Raw genomic sequence first — 17,894 nt, 5'->3', positions numbered from 1 at the left:
TAATCACCTGCATATGTTTGCGCGCAAACCCCGAGACGACCACGACGTGCAGGAGCGCGCGGCGCTGCTGCTGGTCACGCCCGGCGCCTTGGTGGAGCTCGCGGCCCCGGACGCCCTGGCCGTCGTGCGCTGCATGCGCCCGCACCGCATTCCCGCCGGCACCGTCTTGATGCGTGCGGGCGAGCACGACGACTCCGGCCACGCGCGCGATGCCCAGGACGGCATGTCGCTGATCCTGGACGGCGAGGTGACGGTCGAGAGCGATTCGGCCGCCGAAGGTTTCGTGGTGTCGGTGCTGGGTCCGGGCAGCCTGATCGGCGAGCTGGGCCTGATCGACCAGGCGGCGCGCTCGGCCACCTGTACCGCCGCCACCGATCTGGCGTTGGCGGTGCTCTCGCGCGATGCGCTCAACCAGCTCGTTGCCGAGCAGCCGGGCGTGGCCGCACGCCTGCTGTCGGCCATCGCCATGCGCGTGGCCGGTCATTTGCGCGAGACCAATCGCAAGCTGGTGGCGCTGGCGCGCGTCAACAAGGCCATGCAGCAAGAGCTGGACGCCGCGCACTCCATCAACCGCCGTCTGCTACAACAGCAGGAGCGCGCGGCGGGCCGGGAAAGCCGGCTGTAGCGCAACGCTGTTGATCAACCGCCGTCAGCGAAACACCGGCTCGTCGGGCAGTTCGTTGACCACGGGCGCGGCACCGGCCGGCAGGCGGGGGAAATGCTGCTCCAGCAGCGCGGACACCTCGGCAATCGCGTCGTGCAAGCCCTGCTCGACACGCCCGTCGCGCAGGCATTGCTCCAGGCGGCCCGTCATGGCCTGCCAGGCGTCGGGCCCGACGATGCGCGCCAGGCCGCGGTCAGCCACCAGCTCGATGGCGCGTTCGGCCAGCAGCAGGTAGATCAGCACGCCGTTGTTGTGCTCGGTGTCCCACACGCGCAGCTTGGCAAACATCATCACCGCGCGCTGGCGTACCAGCTCGGCGCGCGACAGGCGTTGACGCCAATGGCGCCAGAGATAGCTCAGCGGCAGCCCGCCCTCGATGCAGATGCGGATCTGGCCGGTGTGCAGCCGCTCGCTGGCCGCCACCTGCTCGCGCAGGCGCGCGGCCTCGGCCGGCCCCACCAGGCGGCGCGCGTCGGCCTGGTCCAGCCAGCCGTGGCGCAGCATGCGCTTGAACAATCCGGCCATGCTCACCAACTCCCGCTGGCGCCGCCGCCGCCAAAATTGCCGCCACCGCCGGAGCTGAAGCCCCCGCCGCCCGAGCCGCCGCCAAAACCGCCGCCGCCGCCCCAACCACCACCGCCCCAGCCACCGCCCGAGCGCCCCATGGGCAATGCCGCCGTGACACCGGCAATCAGCGCATACACAAACGCCGCCACGCCAAAGCCCAGCGCCAGCAACGTCCCCACGCCGGCCAGGAACGCCAGACCTCCGGCGCCGATGCCGGCAACCAGGGCGCCCAGCTTGCGCCCCAGCACGCCGCGCAGAATGCCGCTGGCCACGGGCACGAAAAAGAAGAACACGATCAGCAGTCCCGGCCAGCCGAAGTCGTCGGCGCTGGCGCTGCCCCGCGCCGGCGGCGCCGCAACCGGAGGCAACGCTTCGCCACGCACGCGTGCGGACAGCTGGTCCACCGCCGCGTTCAGCCCGCCGGCAAAGTCGCCCTGCCGAAAAAACGGCACCAGAGCCTCGTCGATGATGTGCCGTGCAGCGATGTCGGGCACGGCGCCTTCCAGCGTCTTGGCCACCTCGATGCGCGCCAGCCGGTCCTTCAGCGCCACCAGCAGGATCAGGCCATCGCCCACGCCCTGGCGGCCGATCTTCCAGGTGTTGCCCACGCGGTTGGCGTAGGCGGCAATGTCCTCGGGCGCGGTGGTGGGCACCATCAGCACCACCAGTTGCGCACCCTTGTCCTTTTCGAGCGCGGCCAGCTTGGCCTCCAGCGCCGCGGCCTGCGCGCCGTCCAGCGTGCCGGTGGTGTCGATCACATGGCCAGTCAGCGGCGGCACCGGCTGCACGCCCTGCGCCAGCGCCGCGGCGCACCCGATAACTATCAAAACGATAGCTATCAGCGCCCGCCCCATGCGCGCAATGGGCATCATTTCAGTGATCCATGGCGCGGCGCACCATCTGCAGAGAATGAGGCCCAAAGAGCCAATAGGCCGCGGAGCAGGCCAAGCCAGCGGACGCCGTGGAGCGGGCTTTGCCCGGCCACCGGCGTCGTCCCCCTTCAGGGGGAAGGCGCCGAAGGCGACGCAGGGAGTGTCCCATTTCAGCTATCCATGGCGCTGCGCCCCACCCGCAGCCGATGAAGTGCAAAGAGCCCCATGGCCGCGGAGCAGGCCAAGCCAGCGGACGCCGTGGAGCGGGCTTTGCCCGGCCACCGGCGTCGTCCCCCTTCAGGGGGAAGGCGCCGAAGGCGACGCAGGGGGTGTCCCATCTCACCGCGACGCCGCCGGAGTGGGGCCGAAGTTGACCTTGGGCGCCGTGGAGATCGCCGCTTCATTCGTCACGGTGAAGTTCTCCTTGGGCTTGTAGCCGAACACCATGGCCGTCAGGTTGCTGGGAAAGCTGCGCGTCAGCACGTTGTACTCCTGGACCGACTCGATGTAGCGCCCGCGGGCCACGGCGATGCGGTTCTCGGTGCCCTCCAGCGCCACGCGCAGGTCGGAGAACGCCTTGTTGGCCTTCAGGTCGGGGTAGCGCTCCACCGTCACCATCAGGCGGCTGAGCGCGCCCGAGAGTTCGCCCTGTGCGGCCTGGAACTGCTTGAACTGCTCGGGGTTGTTCAGCGTCTCGGGCGTGACCTGGATGCTGGTGGCCTTGGCGCGCGCCTCGATCACCCGGGTCAGCGTGCTTTGTTCGAAGTCGGTTTCGCCCTTGACGGTGCTCACCAGGTTGTCGATCAGGTCGGCGCGGCGCTGGTACTGGTTGACCACTTCGCTCCAGGCCGATTTGGTCTGCTCGTCCAGCCGCTGAAAGTCGTTGTAGCCGCAGCCGCCAAGGGAGAGGGCCAGCGCCAGCACGGCGCCCAGTCGGATGAGCCAGTGATTCATGAAAACGGTCCTTTGCGGAAGGTTCGAGCCAGGGCGCAACATAGCACGCTTGAGGCGCTTCGGCGCTGCGCCGGCGCGCCGCAACCCGACATGGTTCACGTTGGCAGCCCCGGCAGCGCAGGCACAATGAGGCTTGGTCCATCCGCCCACCGATTGCCGCCGCCATGCCCAAGTCCCGCCAACGCGCCGCCGTGCTCGGTGGTTCCGCCGACGATGTCGAGGCGGCGTTCTATGAAGCGCTGCAGCATGGCGACATCGAGCGGCTGATGGCCTGCTGGGCCGACGAGGACGAGATCGTCTGCGTGCACCCGGGCGGACCGCGGCTGGTGGGCGTGCAGGCCATTCGCGTCGCCTTCGAGGCCATGTTCGCCCAGGGCAGCATCCGGGCCACGCCCGAGCGCGTGCGCCGCATCGACGCGCTGGGCGCGGCCGTGCACAACGTGCTCGAGCGCATCGATTTGCTGACCGCCGAAGGCCCGCAGCATGCCTGGGTGGTGGCCACCAACGTCTATTTCAAGACGGTCGCCGGCTGGCGGCTGGTGGCGCACCACGCCAGCCCCGGGCGCAGCGAGGTGGTGGAGGTGACGGCGCCGGGGCAACTGCTGCATTGATTGCGGCGCCATTGTTTGGAGGACGCTCTCATGGACGACATCGTCAGGCAAGCCATCGCCAAATGGCCCAGGGTGCCGCATTGCTTTGGCTGGCTGGGCCTGGACGCGCGCGGGCGCTGGTATCTGCGCGACGCCGCCGCGCAGGCGCTGGGCGCGTTCGGCAGCGGTGTGCCGGGCGCCCGGGGCGAGCTGCTGCGGCACGACAAACTGATTGATTTCATCGGCCGCAATTACGAGGCGGACGAGTTCGGCCAATGGTTTTTCCAGAACGGCCCGCAGCGCGTGTACGTGGAGCTGGAGTGCACGCCCTGGGTGTGGCGCGTGCATGCGGATGGCCTGGTTCTTGCGCACACCGGTCAGCCGGCGGCGGTGCAGGGCCTGTGGCTGGACGAGGCCGGCCGCGTGTATTTGCAGACCGACCGGGGGATCGGCCTGGTGCACAGCCAGGATGTGGTCCTGATCGCCACGGCGCTGGAGCAGGGCCGCTGGAGCCCCCAGTCCATCCTGGCGGCCGAGGTGCCTGCGCGCTTTGGCTTTGTCCTGAGGCCCGAGCGCCGATCCGGCGCGGCATGAAAAAGCCGCCCGGAGGCGGCTTTGTTCAGCGGCGCGCGAGCGCTTATTTGGCAGCGTTGACCAGGTACTCCACGGCTTGCTTGAAGTCCGCGTCCGACGCGGTGGAGCCACCCTTGGGCGGCATCGCCCCCTTGCCCTGGGTGGCGATCTTCAGCACCTCGTCAAAACCGGCCGCCAGGCGCGGCGCCCACGCGGCCTTGTCGCCGAACTTGGGCGCGCCGGCGACACCCGTGCCATGGCAGGCCACGCAGGTGGAGTCGTAGATGGCCTTGCCGGCCGCCAGGTCGCCGCCACCGGCGGGGGCCGCCGCGGCGGCCGGTGCTGCCGCGGGAGCCGGCGTCGCGGCCGCCACTGCGGCGGGCGCTGGGGTGGCGGGCGCTGCCGGTGCGGCCGCCGCCTCGGCGCCGCTGGCCGCGGGCGCGGCCGGTTCGGCAAACTTGGCGCCGCCGGCGTTGGCCATGTAGACCACGGCGCGGCCGATTTCGGTGTCGGAGAAGTTGCCGCCGCCTTGCGGGGCCATGGCGCCCTTGCCCTTCAGGGCCGATTGCAGCAGCGCATCGTAGCCGGCCTTGATGCGCGGGGCCCAGTCGCCGGCGTTGCCGAACTTGGGCGCTCCCGACACGCCGGTGGCGTGGCAGGCCGAGCACTGGGCCTTGAACACGTCCTCGCCGCTGGCCAGCGGGCGGTTGGCGTCGCGGATCTCCACGGTGCCGACCTTCTGGAGGCGGGCGGCGATCTTTTGCTCGGTGTTGGTTTCGCCCGGGGAGGCGTCCGTGCCCGACGTGAAGTAGGTCACCAGACCGATGATGACGAAGATCGGCAGCGCGAAGGCCAGCATGCTGACCCAGAACACCTGATTGGGGGTTTTGATGAGGCCGGTGTGTTCTTCCTCGTGCGTGCTCTCGCTCATGGCGTCCTCGGGGGCTCGGTCGTGAATGTTCTGGGGGCTGTGCGCACAGACCAAGGCAGCTGAAGTCCCCAGTCCCGCGCGCAGGCGGTTTTTGATTATAGGGCGCGCCCAGCGGCGCCCGTGCGCGGCTTCAGCGCGCCGATGCCGATGTTTGCGTCTCGGTCCAGCCGCCACCCAGCGCCTTGTACAGCAGCACCTCGTTGCTGCGCTCGGCCAGTTGTCCCTGCGCCAGCGCCTGCTCGATGGAGAACAGCGAGCGCTGCGCGTCCAGCAGGTCCAGATGGCTGGCCACGCCGTTGCGGTAGCGCAGGTCGGTCAGGCGGTAGCGCTCGCGCTCGGCCGTGGCCTGCGCCTGCAGGGCATCGAGCTGGTCCATCAGCGTGGCGCGGCCGGCCAGGGCATCGGCCACTTCGCGAAACGCGCTCTGGATGGCTTTTTCGTACTGCGCCACGGCAATGGCGCGGCCTGCCTTGGCGACGTCCAGGTTGGCCTGGTTGCGCCCGCCGTCGAAGATCGGCAGGCTGATGCTGGGCGCGAACGTCCAGGCGCCAGTGCCGCCCGAGCCCAGCAGCCCGTCCAGGTCGGTGCTCACGCGCCCCACGCTGGCGGTGAGCGTGATGCGCGGAAAGAAGTTGGCGCGCGCGGCGCCGATGTTGGCGTTGGCGCCGATCAGCTGCTGCTCGGCGGCGCGGATGTCGGGACGGCGCAGCAGCAGATCCGAGGGCAGGCCGGCCGGCACCGGGGCAAAGGCGGGCAGGGCGGCCACCGGCGCGGGCACCGAGGCCATTTGCGCCAGATCCGGTTGCGGCGCTGGGGCCGCGGCGGCCGGCACGGCGGGCAGCAGGCGCTCGGGCAGCGGCTGGCCGACCAGCAAGGTCAGCGCGTTGATGTCCTGGGCGCGCAGACGTTGCTGTTGGGCGCGCGCGGCCTGCGCATTGGCCACCTGGGACTGCGCCAATTGCTGGTCGAGCGCCGTGGCCGCGCCGTTGTCCAGGCGCAGCTGGGTCAGTTGCAGCGACTGCTCGCGCGTGGCCAGCGTGCGTTCGGCCAGGCCCAGCAGCTCGGTGTCGGACTTCAGTTGCAGCCCGGCGGTGATCACGTTGGCGATGAGGCTCATCTGCGTGGTCTTGAGCGCTTCCTCGGTGGCCAGATAGCTGCTCAGGGCCACGTCCTTGAGCGCGGCCACGCGGCCGAAGAAGTCCAGCTCCCAGCTCGAGATGCCCACGCCGAGCGTGTAGAGCGAGGACACCTTGGGCTGCCCGTTGGCGTCGGCGTTGGCGTTGGGCACCGTGCGCTGCTCGCTCAGCGAGCCGGTCAGCGCGGGCAGCTGCGCGGCGCGCTGGATCTGGTATTGCGCGCGGGCCTGCTCGATGTTCTGCACCGCCACGCGCAGGTCGCGGTTGTTTTGCAGCGCCAGCTCCACCAGCTCGCGCAAGGCGGGGTCCTGCACGAAGTCCTGCCAGGGCAAGTCGGCGGCGGCGCGGGTGGCGTCCGTCGGGTCGGCGCCGCTGGGTGCGGGCCACTGGCTGGCGACCGGGGCGGCCGGTTGCTGATAGGGCGGGATGAACGAGCAGCCGGCCAGCATGGCGGCCAGCGCGAGGGCGGCCAGGCGGCCCGGGGGGGTGATCGATGCGGGCTTCATGAGGGGTCCTTCGCGTCCGGTGCGGGCGCGGGCTTTGGGTCTTCCAGGGCGCGGCGCTGCTCGGGGGTCATCTCCCCTTCGACGTCGGGCGCGACGTGTTGCGCCGCCTCGCCGCTGATGCCGGCGTGCGCCGCGTGTTCGGCGTAGCGCTCCTGCTGGCGCGCCGAGCCCTTGAAGAAGCGGCGCACCACGACGTAGAACATGGGCACGAAGAGCACCGCCAGCAGCGTGCCGACGACGATGCCGCCCATCACCCCGGTGCCGATGGCGTGCTGGCTGGCCGCGCCCGCGCCGCTGGAGATGGCCAGCGGCAGCACGCCCAGCGTGAAGGCCAGCGAGGTCATGATGATCGGGCGAAAGCGCAGGTGCGCCGCCGTCAAGGCCGACTTCAGGGCACTGGCGCCCTGCGCCTGCAGGTCCTTGGCGAACTCGATGATCAGGATGGCGTTCTTGGCCGACAGGCCGATGATGGTGATCAGCGCGACCTGGAAGTACACGTCGTTGGACATGCCGCGTCCGGTGATCGCCAGCAGCACGCCCAGCACGCCCAGCGGCACCACCAGGATGACGGCCAGCGGGATCGACCAGCTTTCATACAGTGCGGCCAGTGCCAGCACCACCGCCAGGATGGCAAAGCCGTACAGGATCATGGCCTGGTTGCCGGCCAGCTTTTCCTCGCGCGACTGGCCGGTCCACTCGTAGCCGAAGCCTTCGGGCAGCTTGGTGGCCAGTTGCTCCATTTCGTGCATGGCGTCGCCCGTGCTGTAGCCGGCCGCGGCGCCGCCGGCAATGCGCATGGCCGGATAGCCGTTGTAGCGGATGGTCTGCATCGGCCCGGTGATCCAGCGCGTGCTGGCAAACGCCGACAGAGGAACGGCCTGGCCCTTGGTGTTGAGCGCCGTCAGCTTGAGGATGTCCTCGGGCTGCATGCGCGCCGGTGCGTCGGCCTGGACGACCACGCGCTGCAGGCGCCCCTGGTTGGGAAAGTCGTTGACGTAGGCCGAACCCAGCGCGGTCGAGATGACGGTGTTGATGGCGGCAAAGCCCACGCCTTGCGCGGCGGCCTTGTCGCGGTCGATGTCCACCTGCAGCTGCGGCGCGTCTTCCAGGCCGTCGGGGCGCACGCCGGTCAGCACCTTGCTTTGCATCGCCATGCCCAGCATCTGGTTGCGCGCGGCCACCAGGGCGTCATGCCCCTTGCCGCCGCGGTCCTGCAGGCGGAAGGTAAAGCCCGAGCTCACGCCCAGCTCCGGGATCGGCGGCGGGTTGATCGGGAAGATGAACGCGTCCTTGATGACGGACAAAGCCCCCATGGCCCGCCCGGCCAGGGCCGAGGCGCTGTGCTGCGCGCCCTTGCGCTCGTCCCAGGGCTTGAGCGTGACGAAGGCCAGCCCGGCGTTTTGCCCCTGGCCCGAGAACGAGAAGCCCATGACCGCGACCATGCCGGCCACCTCGGGCTGCTTGAGCAGGTAGTCTTCCACCTGCTCGACCACGGCCCGCGTGCGGTCGAGCGTGGCGCCCGGCGGCAGCTGCATGTTGACCAGGATGGTGCCCTGGTCTTCCTGCGGCAAAAACGAAGTGGGCAGGCGCTGATACATCCACGCCACCACCAGGCCCAGCGCCACATAGACCACCATCAGCCGGCCGGCGCGCCCCAGCAGGCGTCCCAGAAAACTCTCGTAGCGCTTGGCGGTGCGGTTGAAGCGCCGGTTGAACCAGCCGAAGAAGCCGCGCTTCTCATGGTGGTGCCCGGCCTCGACCGGCTTGAGCAGCGTGGCGCACAGCGCCGGCGTGAGCGACAGCGCCATGAAGGCCGAAAAGAAGATCGACACGCCCATCACCGCGGCGAACTGCCGATAGATGTTGCCCGTGGCGCCCGAGAAGAAGGCCAGCGGCACGAACACCGCGATCAGCACCACCGTCACGCCGATGATGGCGCCCGAGATCTGGCTCATGCCCTTGCGCGTGGCCTGCAGGGGCGGCAGGCCTTCTTCGCTCATGATGCGCTCGACGTTCTCGACCACCACGATGGCGTCGTCCACCACGATGCCGATCACCAGCACCATGCCGAACATGGTCAGCACGTTGATCGACATGCCGAAGGCCAGCAGCGCGCCAAAGGTGCCCAGCAGCGTGATGGGCACCACGATGGTGGGGATCACGGTGTAACGCCAGTTCTGCAGGAACAGGAACATCACCAGGAACACCAGCACCACCGCCTCGAACAGCGTCTGGACGACGGAGCCGATGGAAATCCGCACGAAGTTGGAGGTGTCGTAGGGGATGGTCCAGCTCATGCCGGCGGGGAAATACTTTTGCAGCTCGGTCAGGCGCTCGCGCACCAGCCGCGCCGACTCCAGCGCGTTGCCGCTGGTCGACAGCTGCACGCCCAGACCGGCGCCGGGCTTGCCGTTCAGGCGCGCGGCGGTGGCATAGGTTTGCGCACCCAGCTCGATGCGCGCCACGTCCTTCAGCCGCACGGTGCTGCCGTCGGCGTTGGCACGCAGCACGATGTCGCCGAACTGCTCCACGGTGCTGAGCTGGCCGGGCACCACCACGGTGGCGCTCATGGTCTGCCCAGCGGCCAGCGGCAGGTCGCCGATCGAGCCTCCGGCGACCTGCGCGTTCTGCTGCGCGATGGCGGTGGAGACGTCGGCGGCCGACAGACTCAGTCCCTCCAGCCGGGCCGGCTCGATCCAGATGCGCATGGCGCGCTCGGCGCCGAACAGCTGCACCTGGCCGATGCCGCGCAGGCGCTGCAGCTCGGGCTGCACGTTGCGCGAGGCATAGTCGGAGATGGCCGTGACGTCGGTGTCCGGGTCGCTGGACGAGAGCATCACGAACAGCAGGAAGTTGGAGTTGGACTTGTCCACCCGCACGCCCTGCTGCACCACGGCGGAGGGCAGGCGCGGGCTGGCGCGCGACAGGCGGTTTTGCACGTCCACCTGCGCCAGGTCGGCATTGGTGCCCGGCTCGTAGCTGAGCGTGATCGTGCCGGTGCCGTTGGCCTGCGCTACCGACTCCATGTAGGCCAGGCCGGGCGAGCCGTTCATCTCGCGCTCGATCACCGAGAGCACGGCGTCTTCCAGCGTTTGTGCCGACGCGCCGGGGTAGGTGGCCGACAGCACGATGGTGGGCGGCGCCACCGGCGGGTATTGCGCGATCGGCAGCTGGGTGATGGACACACCGCCCAGCACCATGATGAACAGGGCGATGACCCACGCGAAGATGGGTCGGTCAATGAAAAACTTGGCCATGGGGTGCGAGCGCGTTGATCAGCGGGAGGCAGCGGAGGCGGCGGCCTGCGGAGCGGCGGCAGATACTCCTGAAGCAGGAGCTTGCGACGCTTGCTGTGCGGGCGCTGCGGCTGATTTTGCTTGCCAGGGCACGGGTTTGACCACCTTGGCGCCCATCATCAGTTTCATGGCGCCTTCCACCATCACCTGCTCGCCGGCCTTCAAGCCGTCGGTGACGATCCACTGGTCGCCCTTGGCGCCGCGAATCTTGACCGGCCGCGGCGTGACCTTGCCGTCGTCGGTCACCACCATCACGGTGTCGCCGCTGCTGCCGCGCGTGACGGCCTGCTGGGGCAGCAAGATGGCGTTGTCCACCTCGGCCTGCTGCAGGCGTGCGCGCACGTACATGCCCGGCAGCAGCAGGCCGCGCGGGTTGGGCACCTCGGCGCGCAGGTTGACCTGGCCGGTGGCCGGGTCCACGCTCAGGTCGGTGAACAGCAGGCGGCCGGCCTCGCCGTAGGTCTGGCCGTTTTCCAGCAACACCTGCACGCGGGCGGCCTCGGCCTTGCCGGCGCGCTCCAGCTGGCCGGCCTGCAGCGCTTCGCGCAGTTGCAGCACCTGGGCGGCGGGCTGGGTGATGTTCAGGTACAGCGGGTTGATCTGCTGGATAGTGGTCAGCTGGGTGCCGTCCTGCGCGCTCACCAGCGCGCCCTCGGTCACCAGCGTGCGGCCGATGCGGCCCGTGAGCGGCGCCGTCACCGTGGCATAGCCGCGGTTGATGCTGGCCGTGCGCACGGCCGCCTGGCCGGCGGCCACCTGCGCCTGCGCGGCTTTCTCGGCCGCCACCGCCGCGTCATAGTCTTGCTGGCTCACCGCCCGCACGGCCACCAGCGGCTTGTAGCGCGTTGCCGTGGCGCTGGCCTGTGCCAGTTGCGCCTGCGCCTGCGCCAGCTGTGCCTGGGCGCTTTGCAGCGCGGCCTCATAGGGCGCCGCGTCGATCTGGTAGAGCGTCTGTCCGGCCTTGACGTCGCTGCCTTCGGTGAAGGTGCGCTTGAGCAGAATGCCGGTGGCGCGGGCGCGCACCTGCGCCACGCGCGAGGCCTCCAGCCGGCCGGGCAACTCGGTGCTCAGCTGCACGGTGCCCGGCTGCACGGTGACCACGGCCACCTCCGGCGGCGGCGGCGCGCCGGCGCCCGCACCATTGGCCGCGCCGGCCGGGCTCTTGGCGTCGCCGCACGCGGCCAGGCCGGCGGCCAGCGCAAGAAGGGCGGCTGCGCTGCACACGCGGCGGCGCAGCGGCAGGGTGCTGGGAGCTTGAAGGTCGGGCTTCATGGTGTTTTTCATGAGAAGGGCAGACAAACCCGCCATCCGGACAAGCCGGTGGCGGATACGAAACAAGATGATGGATGGTCGGCAGGCTACATCGACAGGAACCCCGAATTATACATACATTCTCGAATGTATGTAATGTAGAATTGGGATTCTTGCTTGCGCCGCATTGTCGCGGAGGCATTGATATTTTGCTCGCCCAGCCATGGCCCGACGTACCAAGGAAGACGCCCTAGCCACCCGCACCGCATTGCTGGACGCGGCCGAACACGTGTTTTTGCAGCGCGGCGTGTCACGCACCTCGCTGGCCGACATCGCCCAGGCTGCCGGCGTCACGCGCGGGGCGCTGTACTGGCACTTCAAGGACAAGGCGGCCTTGTTCAACGCCATGCTTGATCGCGTGGCGCTGCCGCTCAGCGCTGAGCTGGAGGCCCTGCTGGCCCGCGAAGGCGACGTGCTGGCGCCTTGGTGCGCGCAGATGGGCCACGCGCTGCACCAGATCGTCAACGACGCGCAGACCCGCCGCGTGCTGCAAATCGCCATGCAGAAGGCCGAGCACGCGCAGGACTTGGCGCCGGTGCTCGAGCGCCATGTCGCCATGCTCCGCATGAGCGCCGACTGCGCGCGCCAGCTGCTGGAGCGCGCCGCGGACGCGCGCGGCATCCGGCTGCCGGCCCCGGCCTTGCAACTGGCGCACGGCCTGGACTCGATGGTGCACGGCTTGATCTACAGCTGGCTGCTGGACCGCAGCTTCGACCTGGAGAGCACCGCCCAGGCGGCCATCGATGCTTACCTGCGCGGCATCGGCCTGGCCGCGGTGCCGGGCGTCAGCGCTTGATCGGCGATAATCGCCAACTCCCATCCAAGCGGCTGTAGCTCAGTGGATAGAGTATCGGCCTCCGAAGCCGAGGGTCGTGGGTTCGATCCCCGCCAGCCGCGCCACATCTCCTCATCACCAAGCCTTGGTCCGGCGTCAAGGCTTTTGTTTTGCTATAAATAATATAGCTGCCAGCGCTTGTCCATAAAGCGCTGGAGCCTGATTTGCCTTGAAATCGGGCCAATGATCAGACCGGCAGCGCTACCTGCGGATTGCCGAACATGGGGTCGTCCTTTTGCGAGGCCAGCGCCTTCGCGAGATCGAGGCCCAGCGCCCGGGCCACACCGGCGCCGTAGGCCGGGTCGGCGGCGTGGCAGTTGCGGATGTGGCGGTGCTTGACGAACTCGGGCGCGTCGCCCATGGCGCGGCCGGTGTTGCCGAACAGCGCATCTTTTTGGGCGTCGGACATCAGGCGGAACAGATCGCCGGGCTGCTTGAAGTAGTTGCTGTCGGATTCGTGAAAGCTCCAGTGCGCCGCGTCGCCGTTGATCTTGAGCGGCGGCTCGGCAAAGCTGGGCTGGCCCTGCCATTGGCCAAAGCTGTTGGGTTCGTAGTGCGGCGCGCTGCCGTAGTTGGCGTCCACCCGGCCCATGCCGTCGCGGTGGTTGCTGTGCACGGGGCAGCGCGCGCGGTTCACCGGGATCTGCTGGTGGTTCACGCCCAGGCGGTAGCGCTGCGCGTCGGCGTAGTTGAACAGGCGCGCCTGCAGCATGCGATCGGGCGACACGCCGATGCCGGGCACCAGGTTGCTGGGCGAGAAGGCCGATTGCTCCACGTCCAGGAAGAAGTTTTCGGGGTTCTTGTCCAGCGCGAACTCGCCCACTTCGATCAGCGGATAGTCCTTGTGCGGCCAGACCTTGGTCAGATCGAAGGGGTGATACGGCACCCTCTCGGCATCCTGCTCGGGCATGACCTGCACGTACATCGTCCACTTGGGGAAGTCGCCGCGCGCAATGGCATCAAACAGGTCGCGCTGGTGGCTTTCGCGGTCCTTGCCGATCAGCGCCTCGGCCTCGGCGTCGCTCAGGTTCCGGATGCCCTGCTGCGTCTTGAAGTGGAACTTGACCCAGAAGCGCTCATCCCGGGCATTCCAGAAGCTGTAGGTGTGCGAGCCAAAGCCGTGCATGTGGCGGTAGCTGGCCGGAATGCCGCGATCGCTCATGACGATGGTGATCTGGTGCAGGGCTTCGGGCAGCAGCGTCCAGTAGTCCCAGTTGTTGGTGGCGCTGCGCATATTGGTGCGCGGGTCGCGCTTGACGGCCTTGTTCAGATCGGGGAACTGGCGCGGGTCGCGGATGAAGAACACCGGCGTGTTGTTGCCCACCATGTCCCAGTTGCCTTCCTCGGTGTAGAACTTCAGGGCAAAGCCGCGGATGTCGCGCTCGGCGTCGGCCGCGCCGCGCTCGCCGGCCACGGTGGTGAAGCGGGCGAACATCTCGGTCTGCTTGCCGACCTGCTCGAAGATTTTGGCGCGGGTGTAGCGGGTGATGTCCTTGGTCACCGTGAACGTGCCGAACGCGCCCGAGCCCTTGGCGTGCATGCGTCGCTCGGGGATGACCTCGCGCACGAAGTTGGCCAGCTTTTCATTCAGCCACACATCCTGCGCCAGCAGCGGGCCGCGCGCGCCGGCGGTGAGGCTGTCGCGGTTGGTGCTGACGGGGGCGCCAAAGTCGGTCGTCAGGTGCGTGACGGGGCACTTCTTGCTGCTGTCGGTCATGTCGATCTCCTGGGTTGGGGTGGCATGCCTGGGTGCCTGCGCACCCGGTGCCGCCATCGTAGGCCAGGAGTCGAAATTCGCAAACCCAATCGTGTCTATTGGTGCGATAGATCAACGCGATGATTCGGCGATCCACGCCGCGGCCGGTCAGGGCGATGGCAGTTCGGACACCGGCCGCGGCGCTCCGATGGGCGTGGTGGCCTGGCCGCGTTGCACGGCTTTCATGTCTTCGGCGCTGGGCACCAGGCCCGCGATCCAGTAGTCCATCACGCGGCGCACGATGGGCGCGGCGGCGACGGCGCCGAAGCCGGCGTTCTCGACGATGGCGGCCACGGCGATGCGCGGCTTGTCGGCGGGCGCGAAGGCAATGTAGAGCGAGTGGTCGCGCTGGTACTCGGACAGCTTGGCGGCGTTGTATTTGCTGTTGGCCCCGATGCTGACGGCCTGCGCGGTGCCGGTCTTGCCGCCCGACAGATAGGGCGCGCCCACGAAAACGGCGCGCGAGGTGCCGCCCTGGGTGACGCCGACCATGGCGCGCAGCACGGTGGCGACGTTCTCGGGTCGGTAGCCCATGGGCTCGCTGGCGGGCTCCGGCTCGGCCACGAAGGCGCCGGTCTTGGGGTCCTGGTGGCCCTTGATCAGATGCGGCTTGTGGTGCGTGCCGCCGTCGGCCAGCGTGGCCGTGGCGTTGGCCAGCTGCAGCATGGTGAAGTTGTTGTAGCCCTGGCCGATGCCCAGCGAGATGGTCTCGCCCGCATACCACTTTTGCTGCTCGGGGCGGCGGTAGGTGCGGCGCTTCCAGTCGGTGGAGGGCAGCACGCCGCGTGCCTCGCCCGGGATGTCGATGCCGGTGATCTGCCCGAAGCCCAGCGGCTTCATGAAGTCGTGGATGGCGTTGACGCCCAGGTCGTTGGCCAGCATGTAGTAGTACACGTTGCTGGAATGCACGATGCTGCGATACAGATCGACCGAGCCCAGCGCGTGGCCCGAGCGGAAGGTGTGGCCGCCGAAGGTCCAGGAGCCGCCGTCCATGATGGTGGTGGCGGGGGTGCGCTTGCCGCTTTCCAGCGCCGCCATGGCCATGAAGGGCTTGTAGGTGGAGCCGGGTGGATACGTGCCGCGCAGCGCGCGGTTGAGCAGGGGCTTGTCGATCGACTGGTTCAGCTCGTCCCAGCTTTCCTGGTCGATGCCGTCGATGAACAGGTTGGGGTCGAACGTGGGCTTGCTCACCAGCGCCAGCACCTCGCCGTTTTGCGGGTCGATGGCCACCAGCGCGCCGCGGCGCTCGCCGTACAGGTCTTCGACCAGCTTTTGCAGGCGGATGTCGATGGACAGCTGGATCGAGTCGCCCGGCGTGGCCGGCTGGCTGGCCAGGCGCCGCACGGCGTAGCCGCCGGCCGAGGTTTCCATCTGCTGCACGCCCGTCGTTCCGTGCAGCAGCTTCTCGTAGCTGGCCTCCACGCCCAGCTTGCCGATGTAGTCGGTGCCGCGGTAGTTGGCCGCGTCGTCCGAATCCTCGATGCGCTCCTTGTCGCGTTGGTTGATGCGGCCGATGTAGCCGATCAGGTGCGCACCGGTCTCGCCCAGCGGATAGGTGCGAAACAGCCGCGCCTTGATCTCGACCCCCGGAAAGCGCCAGCGCTGCGCGGCAAAGCGCGCCACTTCCTCGTCGGTCAGGCGCATGCGGATGGGCAGCGACTCGAAGCTCTTGGAATCCTCGCGCAGGCGCTTGAAGCGCTTGCGGTCGCGCGCGCTGATCTCCACCACTTCGCCGATGGCGTCGATCGCCTCGTCCAGCGGCCGCGCCAGGCGCGAAGGCGTGATCTCCAGCGTGTAGGAGCGGTAATTGGTGGCCAGCACGATGCCGTTGCGGTCGAAAATCTCGCCCCGGTTGGGCACGATGGGCACCACGGCCGTGCGGTTGGTCTCGGCCTGGCGCGCCAGGTCGTCGTGGCGCTGCACCTGCAACACATACAGCCGCCAGCCCAGTAGCGCAAAGGCCAGCAGCATCACCGCCGCAAACGCCAGCAGACGCAGGCGAAAGCGCGTCAGCTCGGCTTCAAGGTTGCGCAGTTCAGTCATGGCGATGGGTGGGGGAGGCTGCTACCAAGCAACGAGTGACCCGCAAACCACGGGTGCGAGCAATTGGCTGGTATTTTCTTTGTTTTCATCCATCGTGGCGCGGCGCTGTGCCCGACGGGCATGAAATCCAATGAGCCAAAAGGCCGCGGAGCAGGCCAAGCCAGCTCATGCTGCGGCCGGACCTGTGCCGGACACTGGCGTTGTCCCTCCTCCAAGCGAAGCGCCAGAGAGGAGGGAAGGCGCGCAGCGACGCAGGGAGGTGATCGTCATATAGGCCGATCGGCGTCAGGGTCGGGCGCGCGCCGCTGCGGCGCCAGCAGCAGCACACTCACGGGCAGCCAAAGGGCCGCCTCCAGCGCCGGCGCCAGCAGCACCGACCAGCCCGGAAACACGCCGCCGCCAATCAGCCGCAGCACGATGGTGATGGCGTGGGCGGCGGCAAACAGGGGCAGCAGCTGAATGGCCTGGCCCGGCACCGAAAACCACAGGATGCGCCGGTGCAGCATGATGGCGAAGTAAATCAGCACGGAAAAGGCCAGCGCGTGCTGGCCCAGGCGCGCGGCTTGGTGCACGTCCAGCATGAGGCCGAACACGAAGGCGGCCACCATGCCCACGCGCCGCGGCTGGTGGATGCTCCAGAACACCAGCACCACGGCCAGAAAATCGGGCATCCACGGCACGCGGCCCAGCGGCAGCAAGTCCAGCATCAGGGCGGCCAGCAAGCTGCCCCAGATGAAGCCGGGGCTGGCGGGCAGCAGCAGCTGTTGGCCGCGCGGCATGATCATGGCGAACTCCTGCCCGGGGTGTTGCGGCCCGGCTTGGGGGGTGTCGCGGCGCGGCCGGCCTTGGAGGTGGCCGCGGCGCGGCGCTCGGCGGGCGTGGCGGGCGCAGCCGCCGCGGGAACTGTCGGCGCGGGCGCCACGTCGGCCATGGGGGTGAGCACCATCACGTGCGTCACGCCCTGCAGCCGGGCCAGCGGCTGGCAGCGGATGTGGGCAAAACTGGTGTCGCTTTGCCGGTCCACGCTGACCACGCGCGCCACCGGCAGGCCGGGCGGATACACGCCGTCGATGCCGCTGGTGGCCAGCAAATCGCCCTCCTTGACGTCCGCCGTGGCGGGCATGTAGCGCAGTTCCAGCATGCCGCTTTGCGCGCTGGGGTCGCCATAGGCCACGCCGCGCACGCCGGTGCGGGTGTTGACCACGGGGATGACCTGGTCGCGGTCGATCAGCAGCGTGACCTCGCTCACGAAGGGATAGACCTGCGTGACCTGGCCCAGCACGCCCGATTCGTCCAGCACCGGCGAGCCGGGCGCAATGCCCTGCAACTGCCCCTTGTCGATGACGACGCGGCGGCTGAACGGGTCGGTCGCGTCGTACAGCACCTGCGCCGCCTGCGAGGGCACGGCGGTGCGCTCGCGCAGCGCCAGCAATTCGCGCAGGCGGCTGTTTTCCAGCAGCAGCTGCTCCACCTGGCCGGCGCGCTGCGACTGCGCCGCCAGTTGCACGCGCGCGGCCTCCTCGGTCTTGCGCGCGGTCTTCAGATCGGTCAGGTAGCCGCTGGCCGTCTCGACCCACTGCACCGGTTGCAGTGCCAGCCACTGGGCCGGGTACAGCACCGTGGCAATCACGGCGCGCAGCGGCTGCATCAGATGAAAGCGCGCGTCAGCCACCATCAGGAACAGCGCCAGCGCGCTCAGCAGCACCAGCTTGGACAGCGCCGACGGCCCCTGCTTGAAGAAGGGCGGCGGGGCGCGGTCAAGGGTGTCCAGCGGCATGGCGGGTCATGGCCTGCGGTGGCCACATGCGTCATGGTCGGAAGGCCGCGGAGCAGGCCAGGCGAGTGCGCTCGTGGCCGGGG

15 protein-coding genes and 1 tRNA gene are annotated in these 17,894 nt (G+C 68.9%); 5 read left to right on the top strand and 11 right to left on the bottom strand.

The window, feature by feature from the left end:
* The first annotated feature begins 13 nt into the window (after positions 1-13).
* A complete protein-coding gene (locus tag U1F38_RS04590) occupies positions 14-625 on the top strand; it encodes a cyclic nucleotide-binding domain-containing protein (RefSeq protein ID WP_409985883.1) in 612 nt (203 codons plus the stop codon).
* A 24-nt stretch (positions 626-649) separates the two neighbouring features.
* Here the strand turns inward: U1F38_RS04590 and U1F38_RS04585 are convergent, their stop codons facing one another.
* The 3 genes from U1F38_RS04585 to U1F38_RS04575 form a co-directional block, all read right to left on the bottom strand.
* Positions 650-1,189 carry a TPM domain-containing protein gene (locus U1F38_RS04585; protein ID WP_409985882.1) on the bottom strand — a complete coding sequence of 180 codons (540 nt, stop codon included), beginning with the start codon at positions 1,187-1,189 and terminating at the stop codon, positions 650-652.
* Positions 1,190-1,191: 2 nt separating this feature from the next.
* Entirely contained in the window at positions 1,192-2,100 is a 909-nt protein-coding gene (locus tag U1F38_RS04580; protein WP_409986143.1) for a TPM domain-containing protein, read from the bottom strand.
* A gap of 342 nt (positions 2,101-2,442) precedes the next feature.
* Complete coding sequence (locus tag U1F38_RS04575) at positions 2,443-3,057, bottom strand: LemA family protein (RefSeq protein ID WP_409985881.1); 615 nt, start codon at positions 3,055-3,057, stop codon at positions 2,443-2,445.
* Positions 3,058-3,221: 164 nt separating this feature from the next.
* Between U1F38_RS04575 and U1F38_RS04570 the strand changes: the two genes are divergently transcribed.
* Together U1F38_RS04570 and U1F38_RS04565 are read left to right on the top strand one after the other, a co-directional pair.
* Positions 3,222-3,668, top strand: a complete 447-nt coding sequence (locus U1F38_RS04570) for a YybH family protein (protein ID WP_409985880.1) — start codon at positions 3,222-3,224, stop codon at positions 3,666-3,668.
* Between the two features lie 30 nt (positions 3,669-3,698).
* Positions 3,699-4,241, top strand: coding sequence for a DUF2946 family protein (locus U1F38_RS04565; protein WP_409985879.1), 543 nt, complete (start codon positions 3,699-3,701; stop codon positions 4,239-4,241).
* Positions 4,242-4,284: 43 nt separating this feature from the next.
* Here the strand turns inward: U1F38_RS04565 and U1F38_RS04560 are convergent, their stop codons facing one another.
* From U1F38_RS04560 to U1F38_RS04545, 4 genes are all read right to left on the bottom strand, one after another.
* Positions 4,285-5,151, bottom strand: coding sequence for a c-type cytochrome (locus U1F38_RS04560; RefSeq protein WP_409985878.1), 867 nt, complete (start codon positions 5,149-5,151; stop codon positions 4,285-4,287).
* Positions 5,152-5,281: 130 nt separating this feature from the next.
* The gene (locus U1F38_RS04555) at positions 5,282-6,793 is read right to left on the bottom strand and encodes an efflux transporter outer membrane subunit (RefSeq protein WP_409985877.1); all 1,512 of its coding nucleotides are present in this window, start codon (positions 6,791-6,793) and stop codon (positions 5,282-5,284) included.
* Positions 6,790-10,050, bottom strand: a complete 3,261-nt coding sequence (locus U1F38_RS04550) for an efflux RND transporter permease subunit (protein WP_409985876.1) — start codon at positions 10,048-10,050, stop codon at positions 6,790-6,792. Before U1F38_RS04550 ends, U1F38_RS04555 begins: the two co-directional genes overlap by 4 nt.
* An 18-nt stretch (positions 10,051-10,068) precedes the next feature.
* The gene (locus U1F38_RS04545; RefSeq protein WP_409985875.1) at positions 10,069-11,361 is read right to left on the bottom strand and encodes an efflux RND transporter periplasmic adaptor subunit; all 1,293 of its coding nucleotides are present in this window, start codon (positions 11,359-11,361) and stop codon (positions 10,069-10,071) included.
* 202 nt (positions 11,362-11,563) lie between these two features.
* Here U1F38_RS04545 and U1F38_RS04540 point away from each other — a divergent pair, with 202 nt between their 5' ends.
* Together U1F38_RS04540 and U1F38_RS04535 are read left to right on the top strand one after the other, a co-directional pair.
* Positions 11,564-12,196, top strand: a complete 633-nt coding sequence (locus U1F38_RS04540; protein ID WP_409985874.1) for a TetR family transcriptional regulator — start codon at positions 11,564-11,566, stop codon at positions 12,194-12,196.
* 28 nt (positions 12,197-12,224) lie between these two features.
* Positions 12,225-12,300, top strand: a tRNA-Arg gene (locus tag U1F38_RS04535).
* A 122-nt stretch (positions 12,301-12,422) separates the two neighbouring features.
* On the opposite strand, the gene U1F38_RS04530 is transcribed toward U1F38_RS04535, so the two are convergent.
* The 4 genes from U1F38_RS04530 to mreC form a co-directional block, all read right to left on the bottom strand.
* Entirely contained in the window at positions 12,423-13,952 is a 1,530-nt protein-coding gene (locus U1F38_RS04530) for a catalase (RefSeq protein WP_409985873.1), read from the bottom strand.
* Between the two features lie 147 nt (positions 13,953-14,099).
* Positions 14,100-16,034, bottom strand: a complete 1,935-nt coding sequence (gene mrdA, locus U1F38_RS04525) for a penicillin-binding protein 2 (RefSeq protein WP_409985872.1) — start codon at positions 16,032-16,034, stop codon at positions 14,100-14,102.
* 266 nt (positions 16,035-16,300) lie between these two features.
* A complete protein-coding gene (gene mreD / locus U1F38_RS04520) occupies positions 16,301-16,819 on the bottom strand; it encodes a rod shape-determining protein MreD (RefSeq protein WP_409985871.1) in 519 nt (172 codons plus the stop codon).
* A complete protein-coding gene (gene mreC, locus U1F38_RS04515; protein WP_409985870.1) occupies positions 16,816-17,811 on the bottom strand; it encodes a rod shape-determining protein MreC in 996 nt (331 codons plus the stop codon). Before mreC ends, mreD begins: the two co-directional genes overlap by 4 nt.
* Between the last annotated feature and the right edge of the window lie 83 nt (positions 17,812-17,894).

Source organism: Ottowia sp. (genome assembly GCF_046348305.1).
Lineage (GTDB): Bacteria > Pseudomonadota > Gammaproteobacteria > Burkholderiales > Burkholderiaceae_C > Ottowia.
The sequence above is the reverse complement of the archived record's forward strand: the minus strand, read 5'-3'. Positions and strand labels throughout refer to the sequence as shown.